The 17628-nt window shown below is 69.2% G+C and carries 20 protein-coding genes; 19 read left to right on the top strand and 1 reads right to left on the bottom strand.

Annotation, left to right across the window (positions count from 1 at the left end):
- Positions 1–1023, top strand: a complete 1023-nt coding sequence (queA, locus tag N0A24_02310; protein ID MCS7172238.1) for a tRNA preQ1(34) S-adenosylmethionine ribosyltransferase-isomerase QueA — start codon at positions 1–3, stop codon at positions 1021–1023.
- On the opposite strand, the gene N0A24_02305 is transcribed toward queA, so the two are convergent.
- On the bottom strand, positions 1024–1596 hold the full coding sequence (locus tag N0A24_02305) for a hypothetical protein (protein MCS7172237.1): 573 nt from the start codon (positions 1594–1596) through the stop codon (positions 1024–1026).
- Between the two features lie 59 nt (positions 1597–1655).
- Between N0A24_02305 and tgt the strand changes: the two genes are divergently transcribed.
- The 18 genes from tgt to N0A24_02215 all read left to right on the top strand — a co-directional run bounded on the left by tgt (position 1656) and on the right by N0A24_02215 (position 17628).
- Entirely contained in the window at positions 1656–2783 is a 1128-nt protein-coding gene (tgt, locus tag N0A24_02300) for a tRNA guanosine(34) transglycosylase Tgt (protein ID MCS7172236.1), read from the top strand.
- A 46-nt stretch (positions 2784–2829) separates the two neighbouring features.
- Positions 2830–3168, top strand: coding sequence for a preprotein translocase subunit YajC (gene yajC, locus N0A24_02295; GenBank protein MCS7172235.1), 339 nt, complete (start codon positions 2830–2832; stop codon positions 3166–3168).
- Between the two features lie 3 nt (positions 3169–3171).
- On the top strand, positions 3172–4443 hold the full coding sequence (locus N0A24_02290; GenBank protein MCS7172234.1) for a Glu/Leu/Phe/Val dehydrogenase: 1272 nt from the start codon (positions 3172–3174) through the stop codon (positions 4441–4443).
- The gene (locus tag N0A24_02285) at positions 4436–5152 is read left to right on the top strand and encodes an HD domain-containing protein (protein ID MCS7172233.1); all 717 of its coding nucleotides are present in this window, start codon (positions 4436–4438) and stop codon (positions 5150–5152) included. The genes N0A24_02290 and N0A24_02285 overlap by 8 nt, the downstream gene beginning before the upstream one ends.
- 45 nt (positions 5153–5197) lie before the next feature.
- On the top strand, positions 5198–6469 hold the full coding sequence (hemA, locus tag N0A24_02280; protein MCS7172232.1) for a glutamyl-tRNA reductase: 1272 nt from the start codon (positions 5198–5200) through the stop codon (positions 6467–6469).
- Positions 6466–7371: a hydroxymethylbilane synthase gene (gene hemC, locus N0A24_02275; GenBank protein ID MCS7172231.1), complete on the top strand. Its 906-nt coding sequence runs from the start codon at positions 6466–6468 to the stop codon at positions 7369–7371. Before hemA ends, hemC begins: the two co-directional genes overlap by 4 nt.
- A 56-nt stretch (positions 7372–7427) precedes the next feature.
- A complete protein-coding gene (locus N0A24_02270; protein MCS7172230.1) occupies positions 7428–8108 on the top strand; it encodes a uroporphyrinogen-III synthase in 681 nt (226 codons plus the stop codon).
- 1 nt (position 8109) lies between these two features.
- Positions 8110–9093, top strand: coding sequence for a porphobilinogen synthase (hemB, locus tag N0A24_02265; protein ID MCS7172229.1), 984 nt, complete (start codon positions 8110–8112; stop codon positions 9091–9093).
- Positions 9090–10376, top strand: coding sequence for a glutamate-1-semialdehyde 2,1-aminomutase (gene hemL, locus N0A24_02260; GenBank protein ID MCS7172228.1), 1287 nt, complete (start codon positions 9090–9092; stop codon positions 10374–10376). The genes hemB and hemL overlap by 4 nt, the downstream gene beginning before the upstream one ends.
- Entirely contained in the window at positions 10373–11116 is a 744-nt protein-coding gene (locus tag N0A24_02255) for a glycosyltransferase family 2 protein (GenBank protein MCS7172227.1), read from the top strand. The genes hemL and N0A24_02255 overlap by 4 nt, the downstream gene beginning before the upstream one ends.
- On the top strand, positions 11113–11796 hold the full coding sequence (gene bshB1, locus N0A24_02250) for a bacillithiol biosynthesis deacetylase BshB1 (protein MCS7172226.1): 684 nt from the start codon (positions 11113–11115) through the stop codon (positions 11794–11796). Before N0A24_02255 ends, bshB1 begins: the two co-directional genes overlap by 4 nt.
- Positions 11797–11798: 2 nt before the next feature.
- The gene (locus N0A24_02245) at positions 11799–13358 is read left to right on the top strand and encodes a hypothetical protein (protein MCS7172225.1); all 1560 of its coding nucleotides are present in this window, start codon (positions 11799–11801) and stop codon (positions 13356–13358) included.
- Between the two features lie 4 nt (positions 13359–13362).
- A complete protein-coding gene (gene ccmA, locus N0A24_02240; protein ID MCS7172224.1) occupies positions 13363–14736 on the top strand; it encodes a heme ABC exporter ATP-binding protein CcmA in 1374 nt (457 codons plus the stop codon).
- Positions 14733–15404: a cytochrome c biogenesis protein gene (locus N0A24_02235; GenBank protein ID MCS7172223.1), complete on the top strand. Its 672-nt coding sequence runs from the start codon at positions 14733–14735 to the stop codon at positions 15402–15404. The genes ccmA and N0A24_02235 overlap by 4 nt, the downstream gene beginning before the upstream one ends.
- Before the next feature lies 1 nt (position 15405).
- Positions 15406–15576 carry a CcmD family protein gene (locus tag N0A24_02230; GenBank protein MCS7172222.1) on the top strand — a complete coding sequence of 57 codons (171 nt, stop codon included), beginning with the start codon at positions 15406–15408 and terminating at the stop codon, positions 15574–15576.
- Entirely contained in the window at positions 15573–15959 is a 387-nt protein-coding gene (locus N0A24_02225) for a cytochrome c maturation protein CcmE (protein MCS7172221.1), read from the top strand. Before N0A24_02230 ends, N0A24_02225 begins: the two co-directional genes overlap by 4 nt.
- A 115-nt stretch (positions 15960–16074) precedes the next feature.
- On the top strand, positions 16075–16941 hold the full coding sequence (locus N0A24_02220) for a c-type cytochrome (protein MCS7172220.1): 867 nt from the start codon (positions 16075–16077) through the stop codon (positions 16939–16941).
- Positions 16942–16956: 15 nt separating this feature from the next.
- Positions 16957–17628, top strand: coding sequence for a Rieske 2Fe-2S domain-containing protein (locus tag N0A24_02215; GenBank protein ID MCS7172219.1), 672 nt, complete (start codon positions 16957–16959; stop codon positions 17626–17628).

Below are 17628 nucleotides of genomic sequence, written 5' to 3'. Positions count from 1 at the left end.
ATGCGCCTGAGCGACTTCGACTACGAGCTCCCACCGGACCGGATCGCTCAGCAACCCGCAGAGCCCCGAGATGCGGCGCGGCTTCTGGTCCTGGACCGGCGCACCGGCACGATCGAGCACCGGATCTTCCGGGACCTCCCGGAGCTCCTGGCTCCCGGGGATCTCCTGGTGCTCAACGACACCCGGGTGATCCCTGCCCGCCTGCGGGGTGAGAAGGAGGGCACGGGCGGGCGGGCGGAGGTGCTGCTGGTGTGGCGGGAGGAAGGGGAGCGGTGGCGGGCCTTGGTGCGGACCCGTCGGGCCCGGAAAGGAACCCGGATCGTCCTCGCGGAGGGGCACCTGCGGGCAGAGCTCCTAGAGCGACGCGAGGACGGCACGTGGCGCATCGGCCTCGAAGGAGACGTCTCCGCGGAGGAAGCCATCCAGAGGTGGGGGGAGGTGCCGCTTCCGCCCTACATCCGGGAGCGCCCCCGGGATCCGGAGGCGTACCAAACGGTCTACGCACGCTCCCCGGGAGCCGTGGCGGCGCCTACCGCGGGGTTGCACTTCACCCCGGAGTTGCTGGAGCGCCTCTCTGCCCGCGGGATTCCGCATGCCTTCGTGACCCTGCACGTGGGCCCAGGGACCTTTCGGCTCATCACCACGCCGGATCCCACCCGCCATCGCATGGACACAGAGCCCTACGAGATCCCCCTCGGAACCGCGGAGGCCATCGCGGCGGTGCGGGCGCGGGGGAACCGGGTGGTGGCGGTGGGCACGACGGTGGTGCGGACTCTGGAGACCGCCGCCCAACCGGACGGCACAGTTCGGGCGGGAGCCGGCTGGACGGAGCTCTACATCTACCCCGGCTACCGGTTCCGGGTGGTGAACGCCCTCATCACCAACTTCCACCTGCCCCGCAGTACGCCCCTTGTGCTCGTGAGCGCGTTCGCGGGGCGGGAGCGGGTGTTGGAAGCCTACCGGGTGGCTCTGGGGGAGGGTTACCGGTTCGGGAGCTTCGGGGACGCCATGCTCCTCCTGTAGTCAATCCAGCCGGGCACGCACCCACCCGCGGGTCAGGGGATCCCACTCGTCCAGGGGCCGGCCCATAAAGTCCCTCTGCTCGATCTTGTACCCCGCGGCCTCCAGCCGCTTTTTTGCCTCCCTCCAGTACCGGTAGTCCAGCTGGAAGCGGTTTTGCCGCAGCGGGTTCGGGTAGGCCCCAAGACCTCCCAGGAGCTTGCGGAGGTTTTGCTCCTCGGTGGGATCCGCCTCGATCTCGATGGCCTGGTTGATGGTGCCAAAGGCCCGAAGCGCGGGGTTCTGCGGGGGCAGGAGGGGAGAGGCACTCGGGTTCTGGCTCGCCACGAACACCTCGACCGTGGGCGTCGGGGTTGGCTGTGCCCGCGGGGCCCGGGCGGTCTCTGTCCGGGCTTTGGTCGCGGTCGCGCGTTCCTCCCGGCCCGGCTCCACCTGAGGTCTGGGAGCCGTCTGGCCCTCCGCGGCGGCCTTCTTGGCCGCCCACCGGGCCTTCGCCTCCTCGATGAGCTGCCGGCGGCGGGCCGCGGCCTCGTCGTCCTGGGGTGGCGTACGGGGCCTGCGTTCCTCCTCTGCCATGGGACCCTCCTTGGTTGCGCTCCCCGCCCGTCATTATACGCGGTATACTCCTGCGCGGCGTGCACCTTCTCCGGGCTCAACCGTTCCGGTTTGAGATCCTCGCGCAGGACGGCGCGGCGCGGGCCGGGGTTCTGTATACTCCTCATGGCCCCATCCGTACACCCTGTTTTGCGCCCGTGGCCACGAACGCCGCGGTGCGGGGCATGACCGTATGGGATCTTTGCTCCCTCGGGGCGGACCTGTTGCTCGCGAACACCTTCCACCTGTACCTCCGGCCCGGACCGGAGCTCATCGCACAGGCGGGGGGTCTTCATGCCTTCATGGGTTGGGGCGGCCCCATCCTCACGGACAGCGGCGGATTCCAGGTGTTGAGCCTGGCGCACCTGCGGCGGGTGACGGACCGGGGGGTGGTGTTCCGCTCCCCGATTGACGGAAGCCTGCATGAGCTCACCCCCGAGCGGGTGGTGGAGATCCAGGAAGTTCTGGGCTCCGACATCATCACGCCCCTGGACGTGTGCAGTGGATATCCCGTGGACGAGGGAGAGGCGAGGGAAGCGCTGCACCGCACCATGCACTGGCTGGAGCGCTCGCTGGCTGCCAGACGCCGCACGGATCAGGCCCTCTTCGGCATCCTCCAGGGTGCTTTCAGTCCCTCCCTGCGGGCCCAGGCCGCCGCTCACGCGGTGCGCCTCGATCTGCCGGGATACGCCATCGGCGGGCTCTCCGTGGGCGAGCCTCTCTCCGTGACGTACGAGATCCTGGAGTGCACCATCCGGCACCTGCCCCCGGAGCGTCCCCGCTACCTCATGGGGGTAGGTTCTCCGCCGGGCATCGTGGAGGCCATCGCGCGGGGTGTGGATCTCTTCGACTGCGTACTCCCCACCCGGGTGGGCCGCACGGGGGTGGTGTTCACCCGGAAGGGCCGGGTGAACCTCCGCAACAGCCCTTTCTGCACGGATCTCAGGCCCTTGGATCCGGAGTGTACCTGCCGGGTGTGTGCGCGGCACACCCGCGCCTACGTGCGCCACCTCTTCAAGTCGGGCGAGCTGCTGGGCCCCATCCTGGCCACCTACCACAACGTAGCCTTCCTCCTACGGTGGGTGGAGGAGGCCCGGAGGGCCATCCTGGAAGGGACCTTCTCCGCGTGGCGGGAGCGGGTCCTGGCCCAATACGCAACCCGGTGGTAGGAGGGTGGTACCATGGTGGAGGAAGGTCGGGCACAAGGGAGGGAGTATGTTTCTGCAGGCCCCGCAGGGCCAGCCGAATGTCCTCTATACCCTGATCCTCTGGGCGCTGCTCCTGGTGGTCTTCTACCTCCTCCTCATCCGGCCCCAACAGCAGCAGCAGAGGCGCCGGCGGGAGATGTTGGCCAAGCTCAAGAAAGGGGACCGCGTGGTCACGGTGGGGGGATTGCACGGGACCATCGTGGATGTCCACGGGGACGAGATCACCCTGGAGCTTGCACCCAACGTGCGGGTCCGGGCGGATCGCTCCGCGGTGGGAGCCGTACGCGGCCGTAGATCGGAGGCCCAGGACAAGGAGCGGGAGCGGGCGGGAGAACGCAGGGGGTGAGGGATGGGGCTGGCGATCCGAGCCCAGAAGCCGGAGAATCCCTTCGAGGCCGTCTGTCGATGGATTGACCGGGCCGCCCACCTGTTGGGCTATGATGAGTCCACCACCAAGCCCATCAAGCATCCACGCCGGTGCGTCATCGTCTCCCTCCCTGTGGAGATGGACGACGGGCGGGTGGAGGTGTTTGTGGGCTACCGGGTGCAGTACGACACCGCCCGAGGTCCCTGCAAGGGCGGGTTGCGCTACCACCCCAACGTCACCCTGGAGGAGATGATGGCCCTCGCGGCCCTCATGTCCCTGAAGTGCGCGGTGGTGGATGTGCCCTTCGGAGGTGGAAAGGGCGGGGTGGCGTGCGATCCCACCCGCTTGAGCCACCGGGAGCTGGAGCGCCTTACCCGCCGGTACACCGCGGAGATCTTCGACATCATCGGGCCAGACAAGGACATCCCGGCTCCGGACGTGGGCACCAATCCCCAGGTCATGGCCTGGGTGATGGACACCATCTGCATGAAGCGGGGCTACCTGGAGCCTGGCACCGTGACCGGAAAACCCATCCCCCTGGGGGGCTCCCGGGGGCGCGAGGAGGCCGCGGGCCGTGGGGTCCTGGTGGTGGCACGGGAGGCCTGTGCCCACCGCGGCCTGCGGCTGGAGGGAGCCCGGGTGGTGGTCCAGGGATTCGGGAATGTGGGCTACCACGCGGCTCGGCTCCTGCACGAGGAGGCGGGTGCCCGGGTGGTGGCGGTGAGCGACGTGCGGGGCGGGATCTATCATCCGGAAGGGTTGGTCCCGCGGCAGGTGAAGGAATATGCCCGCAACACGGGCAGCGTGGTGGGTTACCCAGGAGCCCGCACCGTCTCCAACCGGGAGCTGTTGGAGCTCCCCTGCGACCTTTTGATCCCGGCCGCCATTGAGCACCAGATCACCGCGGAGAACGCAGAGCGCATCCGGGCCTCCGTGATCGTGGAGGGGGCGAACGAGCCCACCACCCCGGAGGCGGACGAGATCCTGCGGCGCCGAGGGGTCTTGATCGTCCCGGATCTGCTGGCAAACGGTGGTGGGGTGGTGGTGAGCTACTTTGAGTGGGTACAGGATCGGTACGGATACTTCTGGCCGGAGGAGGAGGTCCGGGCCCGGCTGGAGCTGTTCATGATGCGCGCCTTCCAGGCTGTGCTCACCACCGCGGAGCGGTTCGGGGTAGATCTGCGGACCGCGGCGTACTGTCTTGGGGTGGAGCGCATCGTGGAGGCCCGCCGGCTGCGCGGGCTGTATGCGTGAACCCGTGGAGCGTCCCCGGGACCAGCAGGCCCCTGTGGCTTTCCCCTCCCGGGTCACCCTGGAAGCGGTGAAGGCGGACCCGGAGGTGGAGGCGTACGTGGGCAAGGCCAACGAAGCCCTGGGGGTCCTGGGATACACGGAGCATGGCTTCCGGCACGCGAACCTCACCGCCCGCATAGCCTACAACATCCTCAAGCGGCTGGGGCATCCGGAGCGGGATGCGGAGCTGGCCGCCATCGCAGGTTACCTCCACGACATCGGGAACCTCGTGAGCCGCCAGAACCACGAGCAGGTCGGGGCGATGCTGGCAGACCGCATCCTCGCCCGGTTGGGGATGGGACCGGAGGAGCGGGCGGTGGTGATGAGCGCCATCGGTAACCACGAGGAGTCCCACGGGCAGCCCGTGAGCAATGTGGGGGCCGCGGTGATCCTGGCGGACAAGTCCGATGTGCACCGCACCCGGGTGCGTAATCCGGATCCCACCACCTTCGACATCCACGACCGGGTGAACTACGCGGTGGAGCACTCCTTTTTGCGGGTGGACGAAAAGAACCGGGAGATCACCCTGGAGCTCGTCATCAACACGGAGGCGGCCCCGGTGATGGAGTACTTCGAGATCTTCCTCTCCCGCATGATCCTCTGCCGCCGGGCCGCGGAGTTCCTGGGCTGCCAGTTTAAGCTCCAGATCAACGGAGTCAAACTGCTCTAGCGTTTGACGGTCCGATCTCTCCGGGCTATGCTCGCACCTGGAGCCATGGATCTCCTCGCGGTGGGACTCAGCCACCACACGGCCCCCGTGGAGGTGCGGGAGCGGGTGGTGTGCCTGCCCACAAAGCTCGCCTCCGCGGTCGCCCTCCTGCGCCAGCGGAAGGGCATCCAGGAGGCTGCCCTGCTCTCCACCTGCAACCGTACGGAGGCCTACGTGGTCGCGGTGGAAGGGGGAGCGGGCCCGGAGTCCGTGCTGGCCTTCTGGTCCGCCTACCACGGAGTCCCCCAGGAGGTCTTCGCACCCTACGTATACGTCTACCGCGGGGTGGAAGCAGCCCGTCACCTCTTCCGGGTGGCGGGAGGGTTGGATTCCATGATCGTGGGGGAAGCACAGATCCTCGGCCAGGTGCGGGAAGCCTTCCATCAGGCCCAGGAGGGAGGCGGGATCGGCCCCGTGCTGAGCCGACTCTTCCGGCAGGCCATCGCCGCGGGCCGGAGGGTGCGGCGGGAGACGGGGATCGGCCGGGGTGCGGTGTCCGTGCCCGGCGCCGCGCTCGCGGTGGCCCGGGAGGTGTGCGGGGAGCTCCGGGGGCGGCAGGTGCTCGTCCTGGGAAGCGGGGAGATGGCGCGCCTTTTGGTGCGCAACCTGGTGGAGGCGGGGTGCACCGCGGTGGTGGTCTGCAGCCGCACCCTGGAGCACGCGGAGGCCCTGGCCGCAGCCTTCGGGGCACGAACCGTGCGGTTCGATGAGCTGGGTTCTGCCCTCCAGCGAGCCGACATCCTCGTGACCTCCACGGGCGCCCCGCACGTGGTGGTCGAGGCGTCCCTGGTGGCGGAGGTGATGCAAAAGCGCACCACGTCCCTGTTGATCCTGGACATCGCGGTCCCACGGGACGTGGATCCCGCGGTGCGCCTCCTCCCCGGCGTGCACCTCGTGGACATCGACGACCTGCAGGCCGCGGGGCAGCGGGTGCTCCAGGAGCGGAGAGGGGACGTGGAGCGGGCGGAGGCCATCCTGGCGGAGGAGACGGGGAAGTTCGAGGCTTGGTACCGTTCCCTGGACGTGGTGCCCCTCATCCGGGCCCTCCGCCACCGGGCGGAGGCCGTTTTGGAGGAGGAGTGGGCCCGGCTCCGCCCCCAGCTGGCGCACCTTCCGGTAGGGCATCAGGAGGCGGTGCGTCAGGCGCTCCGGACTGCCATCAACCGGCTGCTGCACCGCTCCATCGTGCGCCTGAAGGCGATGGCTACGGAGCGGGATCCCGCACTGGTGGATGCAGCCCGGGCCCTGCTGGATCTGGAGGACGTGGCGAGCTCTTGAGCACCGTCCGCGTGGGAACCCGGGGAAGCGCGCTCAGCCGTCGGCAGACGGAGGCGGTCCTAGCTGTCCTGCGCCGCCTGCACCCTGGAATCCGGTTCGAGGTAGTGGTGATCCAGACGCACGGCGACCGGTGGGCGGGACCCCTCTCTCCGGCATCGCGCCCAGGGCTGTTCGTGGCAGAGCTGGAGCGGGCGCTGCAGGAGGGCTCCATCGATCTCGCGGTGCACAGCCTCAAGGATCTCCCCACCACCCCTACCCCGGGCCTTGCCCTCGCCGCCATTCCGCCCCGGGAGGATCCCCGGGATGCGCTTGTGGCCAACGCTCCTTCCCTCGCACACCTTCCCTATGGGGCCCGGGTGGGCACCAGCAGCCCCCGGCGGGCGGCGCAACTCCGGGCCTACCGGAAGGACCTGGAGGTGGTGCCGCTCCGTGGCAACGTGGATACCCGGATCCGGAAGGTGCGCTCAGGCGTGGTGGACGCGGCCATCCTGGCCGCCGCGGGATTGGTCCGGGGCGGGTGGGAGCAGGAGATCACGGAGCGCCTGGATCCGGAGGTGATGCTCCCAGCCCCGGGCCAGGGAGCCCTTGCCCTCCAGGTGCGGGAGGAGGACATAAGGATGCGATCGCTCGTGGAAGTCCTCGACGATCCCCTGACCCGCGCGGCGGTGAGCGCGGAGCGGGCCTTCCTCCGGGGATTGGGAGGTGGATGCGTCGTCCCGGCCGCGGCGCTGGCCACCTGCGACGCGGGCGCGAGCACCCTACGGCTCAGGGGCCTTGTGGCGGCCCCCGATGGGAGCCGTGTGGTGCGCGTGGAGCGCGCGGGGCCCATGGTGTGCGCGGAGGAAATCGGGCGGCAGGCCGCGGAGGCCGTGTGCGGGCTCGTGCCCACCCTCGCGTCCTAGTCACGCGTCCCGCGCTCCAGGGCTCAGAGCTGGCGGAGCACCTGGGGAGGCTGGGGGTGGAGGTGGTGCACGTCCCCCTCCTTCGAATCCTCCCTCCCGTCTCCTACGCTCCCCTGGACCAGGCCCTGCGACGGCTCGAGAGCTACGCCTGGGTGGTGTTCACGAGCCAGAACGGAGTACGGGCCGTAGAGCGCCGGCTTCGCGACCTGGGGATTCCTGTAGAGGCCCTACGGGGCGTGCACACCGCCGCCATCGGCCCTGCCACCGCCCGCCTGCTGGCACGGCTGGGTGTCCCTCCCGTGCTCCAGCCCTCCGAGTACCGGGCGGAGGGTCTGGTGGAAGCGTTTGCCGCCTACGAACTGCGGGGCGTGCGGATCCTGATCCCCCGGGCGGAGGGGGCCCGGGACGTGCTGCCCCAAGGACTGCGGGAACGGGGCGCAGAGGTGGCGGTGGTGGCCGCCTACCGGGTGGAGACGGCCTGGGAGGAGGCTCCCCGGCTGCGGAGGGCGATCCAGGAAGGGGTGGATGCGGTGACGCTCACGAGCCCCTCCGCGGCCAGAGCCCTGGTATCCTTGCTGGAAGGACGTCTTCCGGAGGAAACCCGGGTGGTGTGCATCGGCCCCGTGACGGCACAGGCGGCGAGGGAGCTGGGGATCCGGGTGGACGGGGTGGCGGAGGTGTACACTTCCGAGGGGATGGTACAGATCCTGCAATCGCTCCTTGAGGGGGGGCGGTAGGATGGGATTCCCGGTCCACCGGGGAAGGCGGTTGCGCCGCACGGAGGCCCTGCGGCAGCTGGTGGCCGAGCACGCCCTGCGGGCTGAGCAGCTGGTGGCCCCCCTCTTCGTCAAGGAGAATCTCCCGTACCCCGCGGAGATTTCCTCCCTTCCGGGCCACTACCAGCACACCGTACCGAGCCTCGTGCGGGAGGTGGCAGAACTGCTGGAAGCAGGGGTTCGGGCGGTAATCCTCTTCGGGATTCCCGCCCGAAAGGATCCCACGGGGAGCGAGGCCTACCACCCGGAGGGGATCGTCCAGCGAGCCCTGCGGAAGCTGCGGGCGGAGTTCGGGGACCAGGTAGTCCTCATCGCGGACCTGTGCCTATGCGAGTACACAGACCACGGCCACTGCGGGGTCCTGGCCGGACCGGAGGGGCCCGTGGACAATGAGGCCACCCTGGAGGTTTACGGCCGCATCGCGGTGGCGCAGGCGGAGGCGGGCGCGGACCTCGTAGCACCCTCCGGCATGATGGACGGACAGGTCCAGGCGATCCGCCGCAGCCTGGACCAAGCGGGCTTCCAGGACGTGGGAATCCTGGCGTACGCGGCGAAGTACGCCAGCTGCTTCTATGGTCCGTTCCGGGAGGCCGCGGAGAGCGCCCCGCGGTTCGGGGACCGGAGAAGCTACCAGATGGATCCCCCTAACGTACGGGAAGCCCTGCGGGAGGTAGCCCGGGACGTCGAGGAGGGTGCGGACGTGGTGATGGTCAAGCCCGCGCTCCCCTACCTCGACGTGATCCGGGCGGTGAAGGAGCACTTCGGGCTTCCCACCGCAGCCTATCAGGTGAGCGGGGAGTACGCCGTGATCTGGGCGGCGGCCCAGAGGGAATGGGTGGATCTGGAGCTGGCCATGTGGGAGACCCTGCTCGCCATCCGGCGAGCGGGGGCGGACGTGATCCTCACGTACTTCGCGAAGGAGGCCGCCCGAAAGCTGCGGGCATGAGGCAGGGTGGTTCCCAGCAGCTCTACGCACGTGCCCAGGCCCTCATGCCGGGGGGTGTGAACAGCCCGGTACGGGCCTTTCGGGCGGTGGGGGGAACTCCGTCCTTCCTCGTGCGGGGAGCGGGAGCCTACGTGGAGGACGTGGACGGGAACCGGTACGTGGACTACGTGGGGAGCTGGGGAGCCCTCATCTGCGGACATGCGGATCCGGAGGTGGTGCGGGCCGCGGTGGAGGCCGTGGAGGGCGGGAGTTCCTTCGGCGCCTGTACCCCGTATGAGGTGGCCTTCGCGGAAGTATTGTGCGAGGCCGTTCCCTCCCTGGAGATGGTGCGGTTGGTCAGTAGCGGTACGGAGGCGGTGATGAGCGCCTTGCGGGTTGCCCGGGCCGCCACGGGTCGCGACCGCATCGTGAAGTTCGACGGCGGTTACCACGGGCACGCGGATGCGCTCCTCGTGCGGGCCGGAAGCGGGGTGGTCACCCTGGAGCTCCCGGACAGTCCCGGCGTTCCCGCGGCCGCGGTTCAGCACACCCTCTCCCTCCCGTACAACGACGAAAAGGCCGTGGAGGAGGCCTTTGCGCGGTTCGGGCCGGAGATCGCCGCGGTGGTGGTGGAACCCGTGGCGGGCAACATGGGCGTGGTACCCGCGGACCGCGCGTTCCTGGAGGTCCTGCGGGACCTCACCGCAGCATACGGGGCCCTGCTGGTCTTCGACGAGGTCATCACGGGATTCCGGGTGGGGTGGGGGGGAGCCCAGGCGGTTCTCGGCATCCGGCCGGACCTCACCTGTCTAGGAAAGGTGATCGGCGGGGGGTTTCCGCTCGCGGCCTACGGGGGGCGTCGGGATGCGATGTCGCTTGTGGCCCCCGCGGGCCCCGTGTACCAGGCGGGCACGCTTTCCGGTAACCCCGTGGCGGTGCGGGCGGGGCTGGCGACCCTGGAGCGGCTGCGGCAGCCCGGCACTTACGGACGGTTGGAAGAGGTGAGCGCGCAGCTGGAGCGAGGGCTCCTGGACGCGGCCCGGATCGCGGGCGTACCCGTGCAGCTGAACCGGGTGGGGAGCATGCTGACCCTGTTCTTCTCGGAACAGCCCGTGCGGGACTACGAGAGCGCCCGGAGGGCGGACGTGGTCCGATACGCGCAGTTCTTCTGGGGGATGCTGCGCCGGGGGGTCTATCTGCCCCCCAGCCAGTTCGAGGCCATGTTCGTCTCCCTGGCCCACGGGCCGGAGGAGATTGAGCGCACGGTCCAGGCAGCCTACGAGGCCCTGCGGGAGCTGCGATGAGGGTCCTCATCGTCATGCCCTTGTACAATGAGGAGCAGACCCTGGAGGGGGTACTGCGGGCGGTGCGGGAGTATGCGCCCGCCGCGGACATCCTGGTGGTGGACGACGGAAGCACGGATGGCTCCCCGGGGATCCTGGCCCGGTTCCCGGAGGTGCGGGTGATCCGCCATGCGGAAAACCGCGGATACGGGGCCTCCCTCATCACAGGGTTCCACTACGCCCTGGAGCACGGCTGCGACGTGGTGGTGACCATGGACTGCGACGAGCAGCATGAGCCCTATCTTATTCCGGATCTGGTGAGCGCCCTGGAGGGGGTGGACATCGTCTCCGGGAGCCGCTACCTTCCCGGCTCCTCCCGGGGTCAGGATCCGCCGCCGGATCGGCGGCGCATCAACCGGGAGATCACAGAGGAGGTGAACCGGCTCACGGGGCTTGGGATTACGGATGCCTTCTGCGGGTTTAAGGCGTACCGGGCGGAGGCCATCCGGAAACTGGAACTGGACGAGCCCTCCTACGGGATGCCCCTGCAGATCTGGGTGCAGGCCGCGGCGTTGGGGCTGCGGGTCCGGGAGATCCCCATCGGCCGGATCTACAGGAATCCCGCGCGCCGGTTTTTGGGGGGGCTCGAGGACCCGGAGGTGCGGCTGCGGTACTACCGGGAGGTGCTGCACCGCGCCGTGCAGCGGTGGCTGCACCGGGTAGAATCCGCGGTCTGCGCGGGAGAGGAGCGCAGGAGATGAACCGCCGGGCCCTGGTGCTGAGCCCGCACCCGGACGACGCGGAGATCGGGATGGGGGGAACCGTGGCCCTCCTGGTTCGCCAGGGGTGGACGGTGGTGGTCTGCGACCTCACCAACGGTGAGCCCACGCCCCGGGGCACGCCTGAGCGGCGGCTCCGGGAGGCGGCGGTGGCCGCGGACATCCTAGGAGTACGCCGCATCCTTCTGGATCTCCCCAACCGGTTCCTCCTGGACACCGTGGAGGCCCGCAAACAGGTGGCGGCGGTGATCCGGGAGGTGCGGCCGGAATTGCTGTTCGTACCGTACTGGGAGGATGCGCATCCAGACCACGTCCAGGCGGCGCAGCTCGGGGAGGCCGCCCGGTTCTACGCCAAACTCACCAAGTCCGACATTCCCGGAGAGCCCTATTACCCGCGCCGGGTGATCCACTACTTCTCCACCCACTACCGGATGGTGCGGCGCCCCTCGTTCCTCGTGGACGTGACGGAGACCTTCGAGCGTAAGCTGGAGAGCGTGGCCGCCTACCGCAGCCAGTTCGAGGACGAACGGGGAACCCTCTGGATCCTGGATCCCCTCCGTACCTCTGCCGCCTACTTCGGCGCCCTGGTGGGGGTGGCGTATGCGGAGCCCTTCGTGATGCGGGAGGAGGTGGGCCTACGAACCCTGGATGCCCTGCTGTGAGGATGGACCGTCCGCAGGCGGAGATTCCCACACCCGGCATTCCCCGGGGCTCTGGGGAGGTGGTGTGTATTCCCCCCCTTCCCTGCTGGCAGGCGGTGGCGGAGGAGAACGCGGCGAATCTGAACCGCAGCTCCGCCCTCCTCGACGGGGAACCCCTGGGCGCATTCCGTCGGGCGGTCCGGGAGGAGGTCCTCATGGCCGCAGCCCATTTCGGCCGCCGGTGGGGCCTTCGTCCGGGGGGGGAGTTGGGACCGCTCGTGGTCACCGGCCACCAGCCCGTCTTCTATCACCCGGGGATCTGGGTGAAGAACCTAGTGCTGGACCTGTGCCCGGGAGTTCGAACCCTGAACCTCATCGTAGACAGCGACGCGGTGGAAGTGCTGGATGTGGCGGTGCCCCGACGGAACGGGGAGCTGCGAACCGTGCACCGCGTCCTCGTGCGGTGTCCATCCGATGTCCCCTTCGAGGCGACACCGCCGCCCACCCAGGGGCAGTGGCGGAAGTGGATCGAGGCGATTGGGGAGGATCTCGCGACCCTGGACCGTCCGGAGCTCCTCAGGGGTCTGGAGCGGTTGAGCGCGCTCGGCGAGCGGGAACGGGAGGCGTGCGAGAACCTGGGGGAGTTCGTGGCACGCCTCCGGCGTGCCTTCGAGCCGGCTCCCGCATACCCGGAGCTCCCCGTCTCGTGGCTGTGCCGGACCCGGGGGTTCCTGCGGTTCGTTCGATGGATGGCGGATTCCTGCGAATCCTTCTGGGCCGCGTACAACGAGGCCCTGGAGGCCCACCGCAGGGCCGAGGGGATCCGGTCTTCGGCCCAGCCGTTCCCCAACCTGCGGCGGCAGTCGGGCTGCTACGAGCTCCCCCTGTGGACCGTGCGGGCGGGAAGGCGACGGCCGGTGTTCGCACGCCGGACCAGGGGAGGGGTGGTCCTCTCCACGGAAGAGGAGCTCGTACGGATCAGCCCCCACACGCCCCCCGAGGCCCTCGCGGAGGAAGCCTTCCGACCGCGGGGCATGGCCCTCACCCTGTTCGTGCGGGTGTGCGTGGCGGACCTCTTCGTCCACGGGGTCGGGGGTGCCCTCTACGACCGTGCCACGGACCAGCTGATCCGTAACCTGTTTGCCCTGGACCCTCCCTCCTTTGCCGTGGTCACCGCCACCTTCCACCTGCCGCTGCCAAGCCCGGAGGATCCGGGCTCGCAGCGAGCCCGCCTCCAACAGCGGCTGTATGAACTCCTGCACAATCCCGACCGGTTCCTGGAACCCCAGGACCCCCACCTCCAGTGCCTGGTGGAGGAGAAATGGGGGATTATCCGACGACTGCAGGAAGGTTCCCTGACCCGCCGGGAGCGCCGCGCGCTTACCCACCGGATCCGGGCCATCAATCAGGAGCTCAGCGCTCCGCTCGCGGAGGAGATCCAACGGGTTCGGGAGGCCCTGGCTCGGTTGGAGCCGCAGGAGACCGCGTACGCGGCGGCCACCTATCGCGGGTACCCCTTTTTCCTCTTCGACGGGGAAGCGCTGCGGCGGGTCCTCCAGGACCGGCTGATTTCCCCCTCCTAGACCCGTGTCTCCCGTTCTCCGCGCGGAAGGGATCCGTAAAGTCCTGGGAGCGCACCTGGTGCTGCGGGGGGTGGACCTGAAGGTGCATCCCGGGGAGGCGGTGGCCATCGTAGGGCCCAACGGCTCGGGCAAGACCACGCTGCTGCGCATCCTCGCCACCCTCCTGCGGCCGGACGCGGGGCGCTTGCGGCTGTTCGACATGGACCCGCGGCGTGCGCCCCAGGCCGTTCGGGCCCGATTAGGGGTGGTCGGGCACGAGAGCTTCCTGTACGGGGGCCTCACCGTGGAGGAGAACCTGCGCCTGTTCGCCACCCTCTCCGGAGCGGCCCCCCAGCGGGTGGAGGAGCTCCTGCACACAAGCGGCCTCTGGCCGAGGCGACGGGAGCTCGTGCGGCACCTCTCCCGGGGCTGGCAGCAGCGTGCAGGCCTCGTCCGGGCCCTCCTGCCCCGCCCCGCGCTTCTCCTCCTGGACGAACCCTTCACGGGCCTGGACGCGGAGGGGACGTACTGGCTACACCGCGTGCTGCTCGACCACCTCGCTGGTGGGGGGGCCGTGGTCCTCACCACCCACCGTCCCCAGGAGACGGCGGGCCTCTGCCATCGGATCCTGCGCCTGCAGGAAGGGCGCCTGGTGCCGGAGACGGAATCCGCCCGTCCCCCGGCCACCGCACCTCCCCCGGGCCACGGCCGCATGCCCGGATTCTGGACCGCCTACCGGGCGCTGGTGGCGAAGGACCTCCGGATCGAGCTCCGGGCTCGGGAGATCCTCCTCTCCATGGCGACGATGGCCCTCGTGGCCATGGTGCTCTTCAGCGTGGCCGTGGGGCTGGATCCCCAGGTGGTGGCCTCCGCGGGGCCGGGGATCCTGTGGACCACCTTCACCTTCACCGCCCTCTTGGGGATGGGGCGGGCGTACGAGCTGGAGCAGGAGCAGCGGGCGGGGTGGGCGGTGCTGGTCAGCCCCGTGGATCGGGCCGCCATTCTCAGTGCCAAGGCTACCAGCACCCTCCTGTGGCTGCTCCTGGTGGAGCTCCTGAGCCTTGGCGGGTTTGCCGTGCTGCTGAACGTGGACCTGGGCTCCCGTGTGGGATCCCTGGGGGTGGTCCTCCTGCTGGGCAGTGTGGGTCTGGGACTCCCGGGAACCCTGCTCAGCGCGGTGGCCGCGCACACCCGGCTGCGACAGATGATGCTCCCACTCCTGCTCGTGCCCCTGGCCTTTCCCCTCCTCATCGGAAGCGTGGGGGCGACCGCAAAAGTCCTGCAGGGATCGCCCTTGGGTGAAGCCGGGCCCGAATTGCGGGTGATGGGCGCCTTTGCTATCATCCTGGGGGCCGCGAGCCTGCTGCTTTTCGAAGCCGTGGTGGAGGACGGGCCTTGAGGCGTCTGGAGGCGGGGGCGCTGGTGGGGGCGGTGTCCCTCGCGTGGTACGGAAGTTTTCTCTACGCTCCCACCGAACGGATCATGGGCCAGGTGCAGCGGATCTTCTACGTGCATCTCGGCCTGTGGGGGGCGGCCGTGCTGGCCTTCCTCGTGACCTTCCTGAGCGGGATCCAGTATCTTCGGGTGCGTACAGCCTGGTGGGATGAACTCGCGGGAGCATCCGCGGAGGTGGGGGTGCTGTTCAACGGGCTTGTGATCCTCACGGGGGCCATATGGGCGAAGCCCACCTGGGGTGTGTGGTGGACGTGGGAGCCCCAGCTCACCAGCACCCTCCTGACGCAGCTGGTGTATTTCGCTTATCTCGTGCTCCGCGCGGTCTCCGAAGGAGACCGGGTCCGCCGCTTCGCGGCGGTGGTGGGCATCCTGGCTTTTTTGAACCTGCCGCTTGTGTTCCTGAGCGTGCGCCTGCTGCGTGGCGTGCACCCCGTGGTGCTCGGAGCGGATCCCGCAGGCCGGCCCACGGGGCTAGAGCCCGCCATGGTCCACGCCCTGGGGATCACGTTCGTCGCCCTGGTTCTCCTGTACTCCGCCCTGGTGCGCCTGCGCCTTCGCATCGGAGTCCTGGAAGGAGCTGTCCGCACGCTGCGCATGGAGTTGCAGGAATAGCATGGTCTACCTGTTCTGGGCGTACTGGCTTGTGTGGGTGGGCCTGGTGATGTACCTCGTGTGGCTGCACCACCGGGCGAGGCGCCTGGAGCAGGAGATTACCCGGCTGGAGGTGGAGCTACGGAAGGAGAAGCGGATCGAGCCGTATAGGGCAGCGGAGGATCGCCCATGAGGAGGCGAGCTCTCCTGCTTGTGGGACTCATCCTCGGGTGCCTAGGGGGGCTCGTCTACAGCGGGGTGCGGAGTGCGGCGGTCTACTACATCACCGTCTCGGAGCTGCGGGCCCGCGGGAAGGACGCGTACGGGATCCCGGTGCGGGTGGCGGGGAACGTGGTCCCCGGGAGTATCCGTCGGGAGGATTCTCAGGTGTTTTTCGTGCTCTCGGAGGGCAACGCGCAGCTCCCCGTGACCTACCGCGGAGCGGTGACGGATCTGTTCAGGGACGGAGCGCCCGTGGTGGTGGAGGGGACGTGGAGCCCAGAGGGCGTATTCCGGGCACGGGTCCTGCTCACCAAGTGTCCCACGAAGTACGAGGGAGGGGAGGACGCGCCTTGACGGATCCCCAGAAAGGTTGGACAATGCCGGTGGCCTTGAGGGCGGGGCCGCGCCGGTCCTGCCCTTTTGCGTCTTCCCGGAAGGAGACCGCGGGCAAGAGCGGGAATCTGAGACGATGAACCGACCGGTCGCTGTGCGCGTCCTCCTCCTCGGTCTCGCCACGGTGCTGCTCGTGGGCTGCCAGCCGTTCGTGCGGATGGCAGGGCCCCGGGGACCCGCGTACGAACCCCTTCCCCGCTATGTGGTCCGGATGGGCTTCATGCCCCGCAAGCCCAACGCGGACGCGGGGAAGCGGGTCTACGATGCCCGATGCGCGGTCTGCCACGGGCCCCAGGGCCGGGGAGACGGGCCCATGGCGAGGACCCTCACCGCACCCGAGAAGAACCTCTACACCGACTTCCTGAGCTTTTTCCGGATCCGTCCCCGGGCAGAGCCTCTGCCCTCCCGGCCCGCCAATTTCCATAACCTCGACCAGATGCGGCTGAATACCCCCTTCTCCATGTTCGAGACCGTGGCCCGGGGCCGCCCGCACACCGCCATGCCTGGGTTCCAGCACCCCGCGTACGGGGCCGTGGACGGCGGGACCCCGAGGCTATCGGATCAGGAGATCTGGAACGTGGTGTTCTGGGGGTGGAGCCGGACCACCACCCGGCAGCAGCTGCAGCTGGGCCGGCGTATCTACCAACAGCGGTGCGCGGAGTGCCACGGGGTCCTGGGGGATGGGAAAGGCCCCCGGGCGGAGGAGTTCCGGGGACTGGTATGGACCTGGGCGCGGGGCGTAGGGCCCGGGATCTTCACGGATCGGGAGTGGATGGCCTACCGGAAACCCACGGAGCTCTACCAGCGCATCGCGGAGGGCGTGGAACGCCGGGGATTGCGCCTCATGCCCGCGTTCCGGGACGAGCTCCGCCCACATGAGATCTGGGCCGTGGTAGATTACCTGTGGACCTTCGTGTACGACCTGCCCGCGGATCTCCGGTGAGGAGGAGTGGGGAGCATGGCGGAGGAGCAGAAGGCAAAGGATGTCAACCGGCGGACCTTCCTGCAGGTGGTGGCCTCCATTCCCGCCCTCGGAGCCCTCGCGGCCTTCGCGGCACCGCTCCTGCGCTACCTCAAGCCAAATCTGGATCCTGGTCTCGGCGTGCCGCAGGGGAGGTTTCCGCCGGATCTGATCGAAGGGGACCTGCCGAGGGGGGAACCGCTCCCGATTGCCCGGGTGGAGGAGCTCTCAGAACCCTGGTCCAGCAAGTTCTTCGTGTTCACCCAGAAATACCCCCAGTACACCCCGGAGCAGGCGCGGGCCTTCACGGTACCGGGTGTGGCCATCAAGCTCCCGTGGAAGGTGCGCTTCCCAGGCTACCGGGAGGGGAAGGAACCCACGGACATCGTGGTCTTCTCCCGCATCTGTCCGCACCTGGGTTGCATCTTCAACTACGTGCCGGACTGGCGGGAGATCACGGCGGGGTACGGTGGCTACATGCCTCCTCCGGAGCGCCGGCACGGGCTGCTGGGCTGCCCGTGCCATCTCTCCATCTACGACCCCGCGGACCGGGACCTCCCGGGGCGGGTGCTCTCCGGACCCGCGCCGCGGCCTCCCCGCTACTTCGTCTATGAGGTCCGCAACGAGGTGATCGTGGTGACCGCGGTGGAGCCGGGAGGGATCGCCTAG

This window comes from Armatimonadota bacterium (assembly GCA_025059775.1).
In the GTDB taxonomy this organism is placed as follows: domain Bacteria; phylum Sysuimicrobiota; class Sysuimicrobiia; order Sysuimicrobiales; family Sysuimicrobiaceae; genus Sysuimicrobium.
Note: the sequence above shows the minus strand (reverse complement) of the source record. Positions and strands in the feature narration are given on the sequence as shown.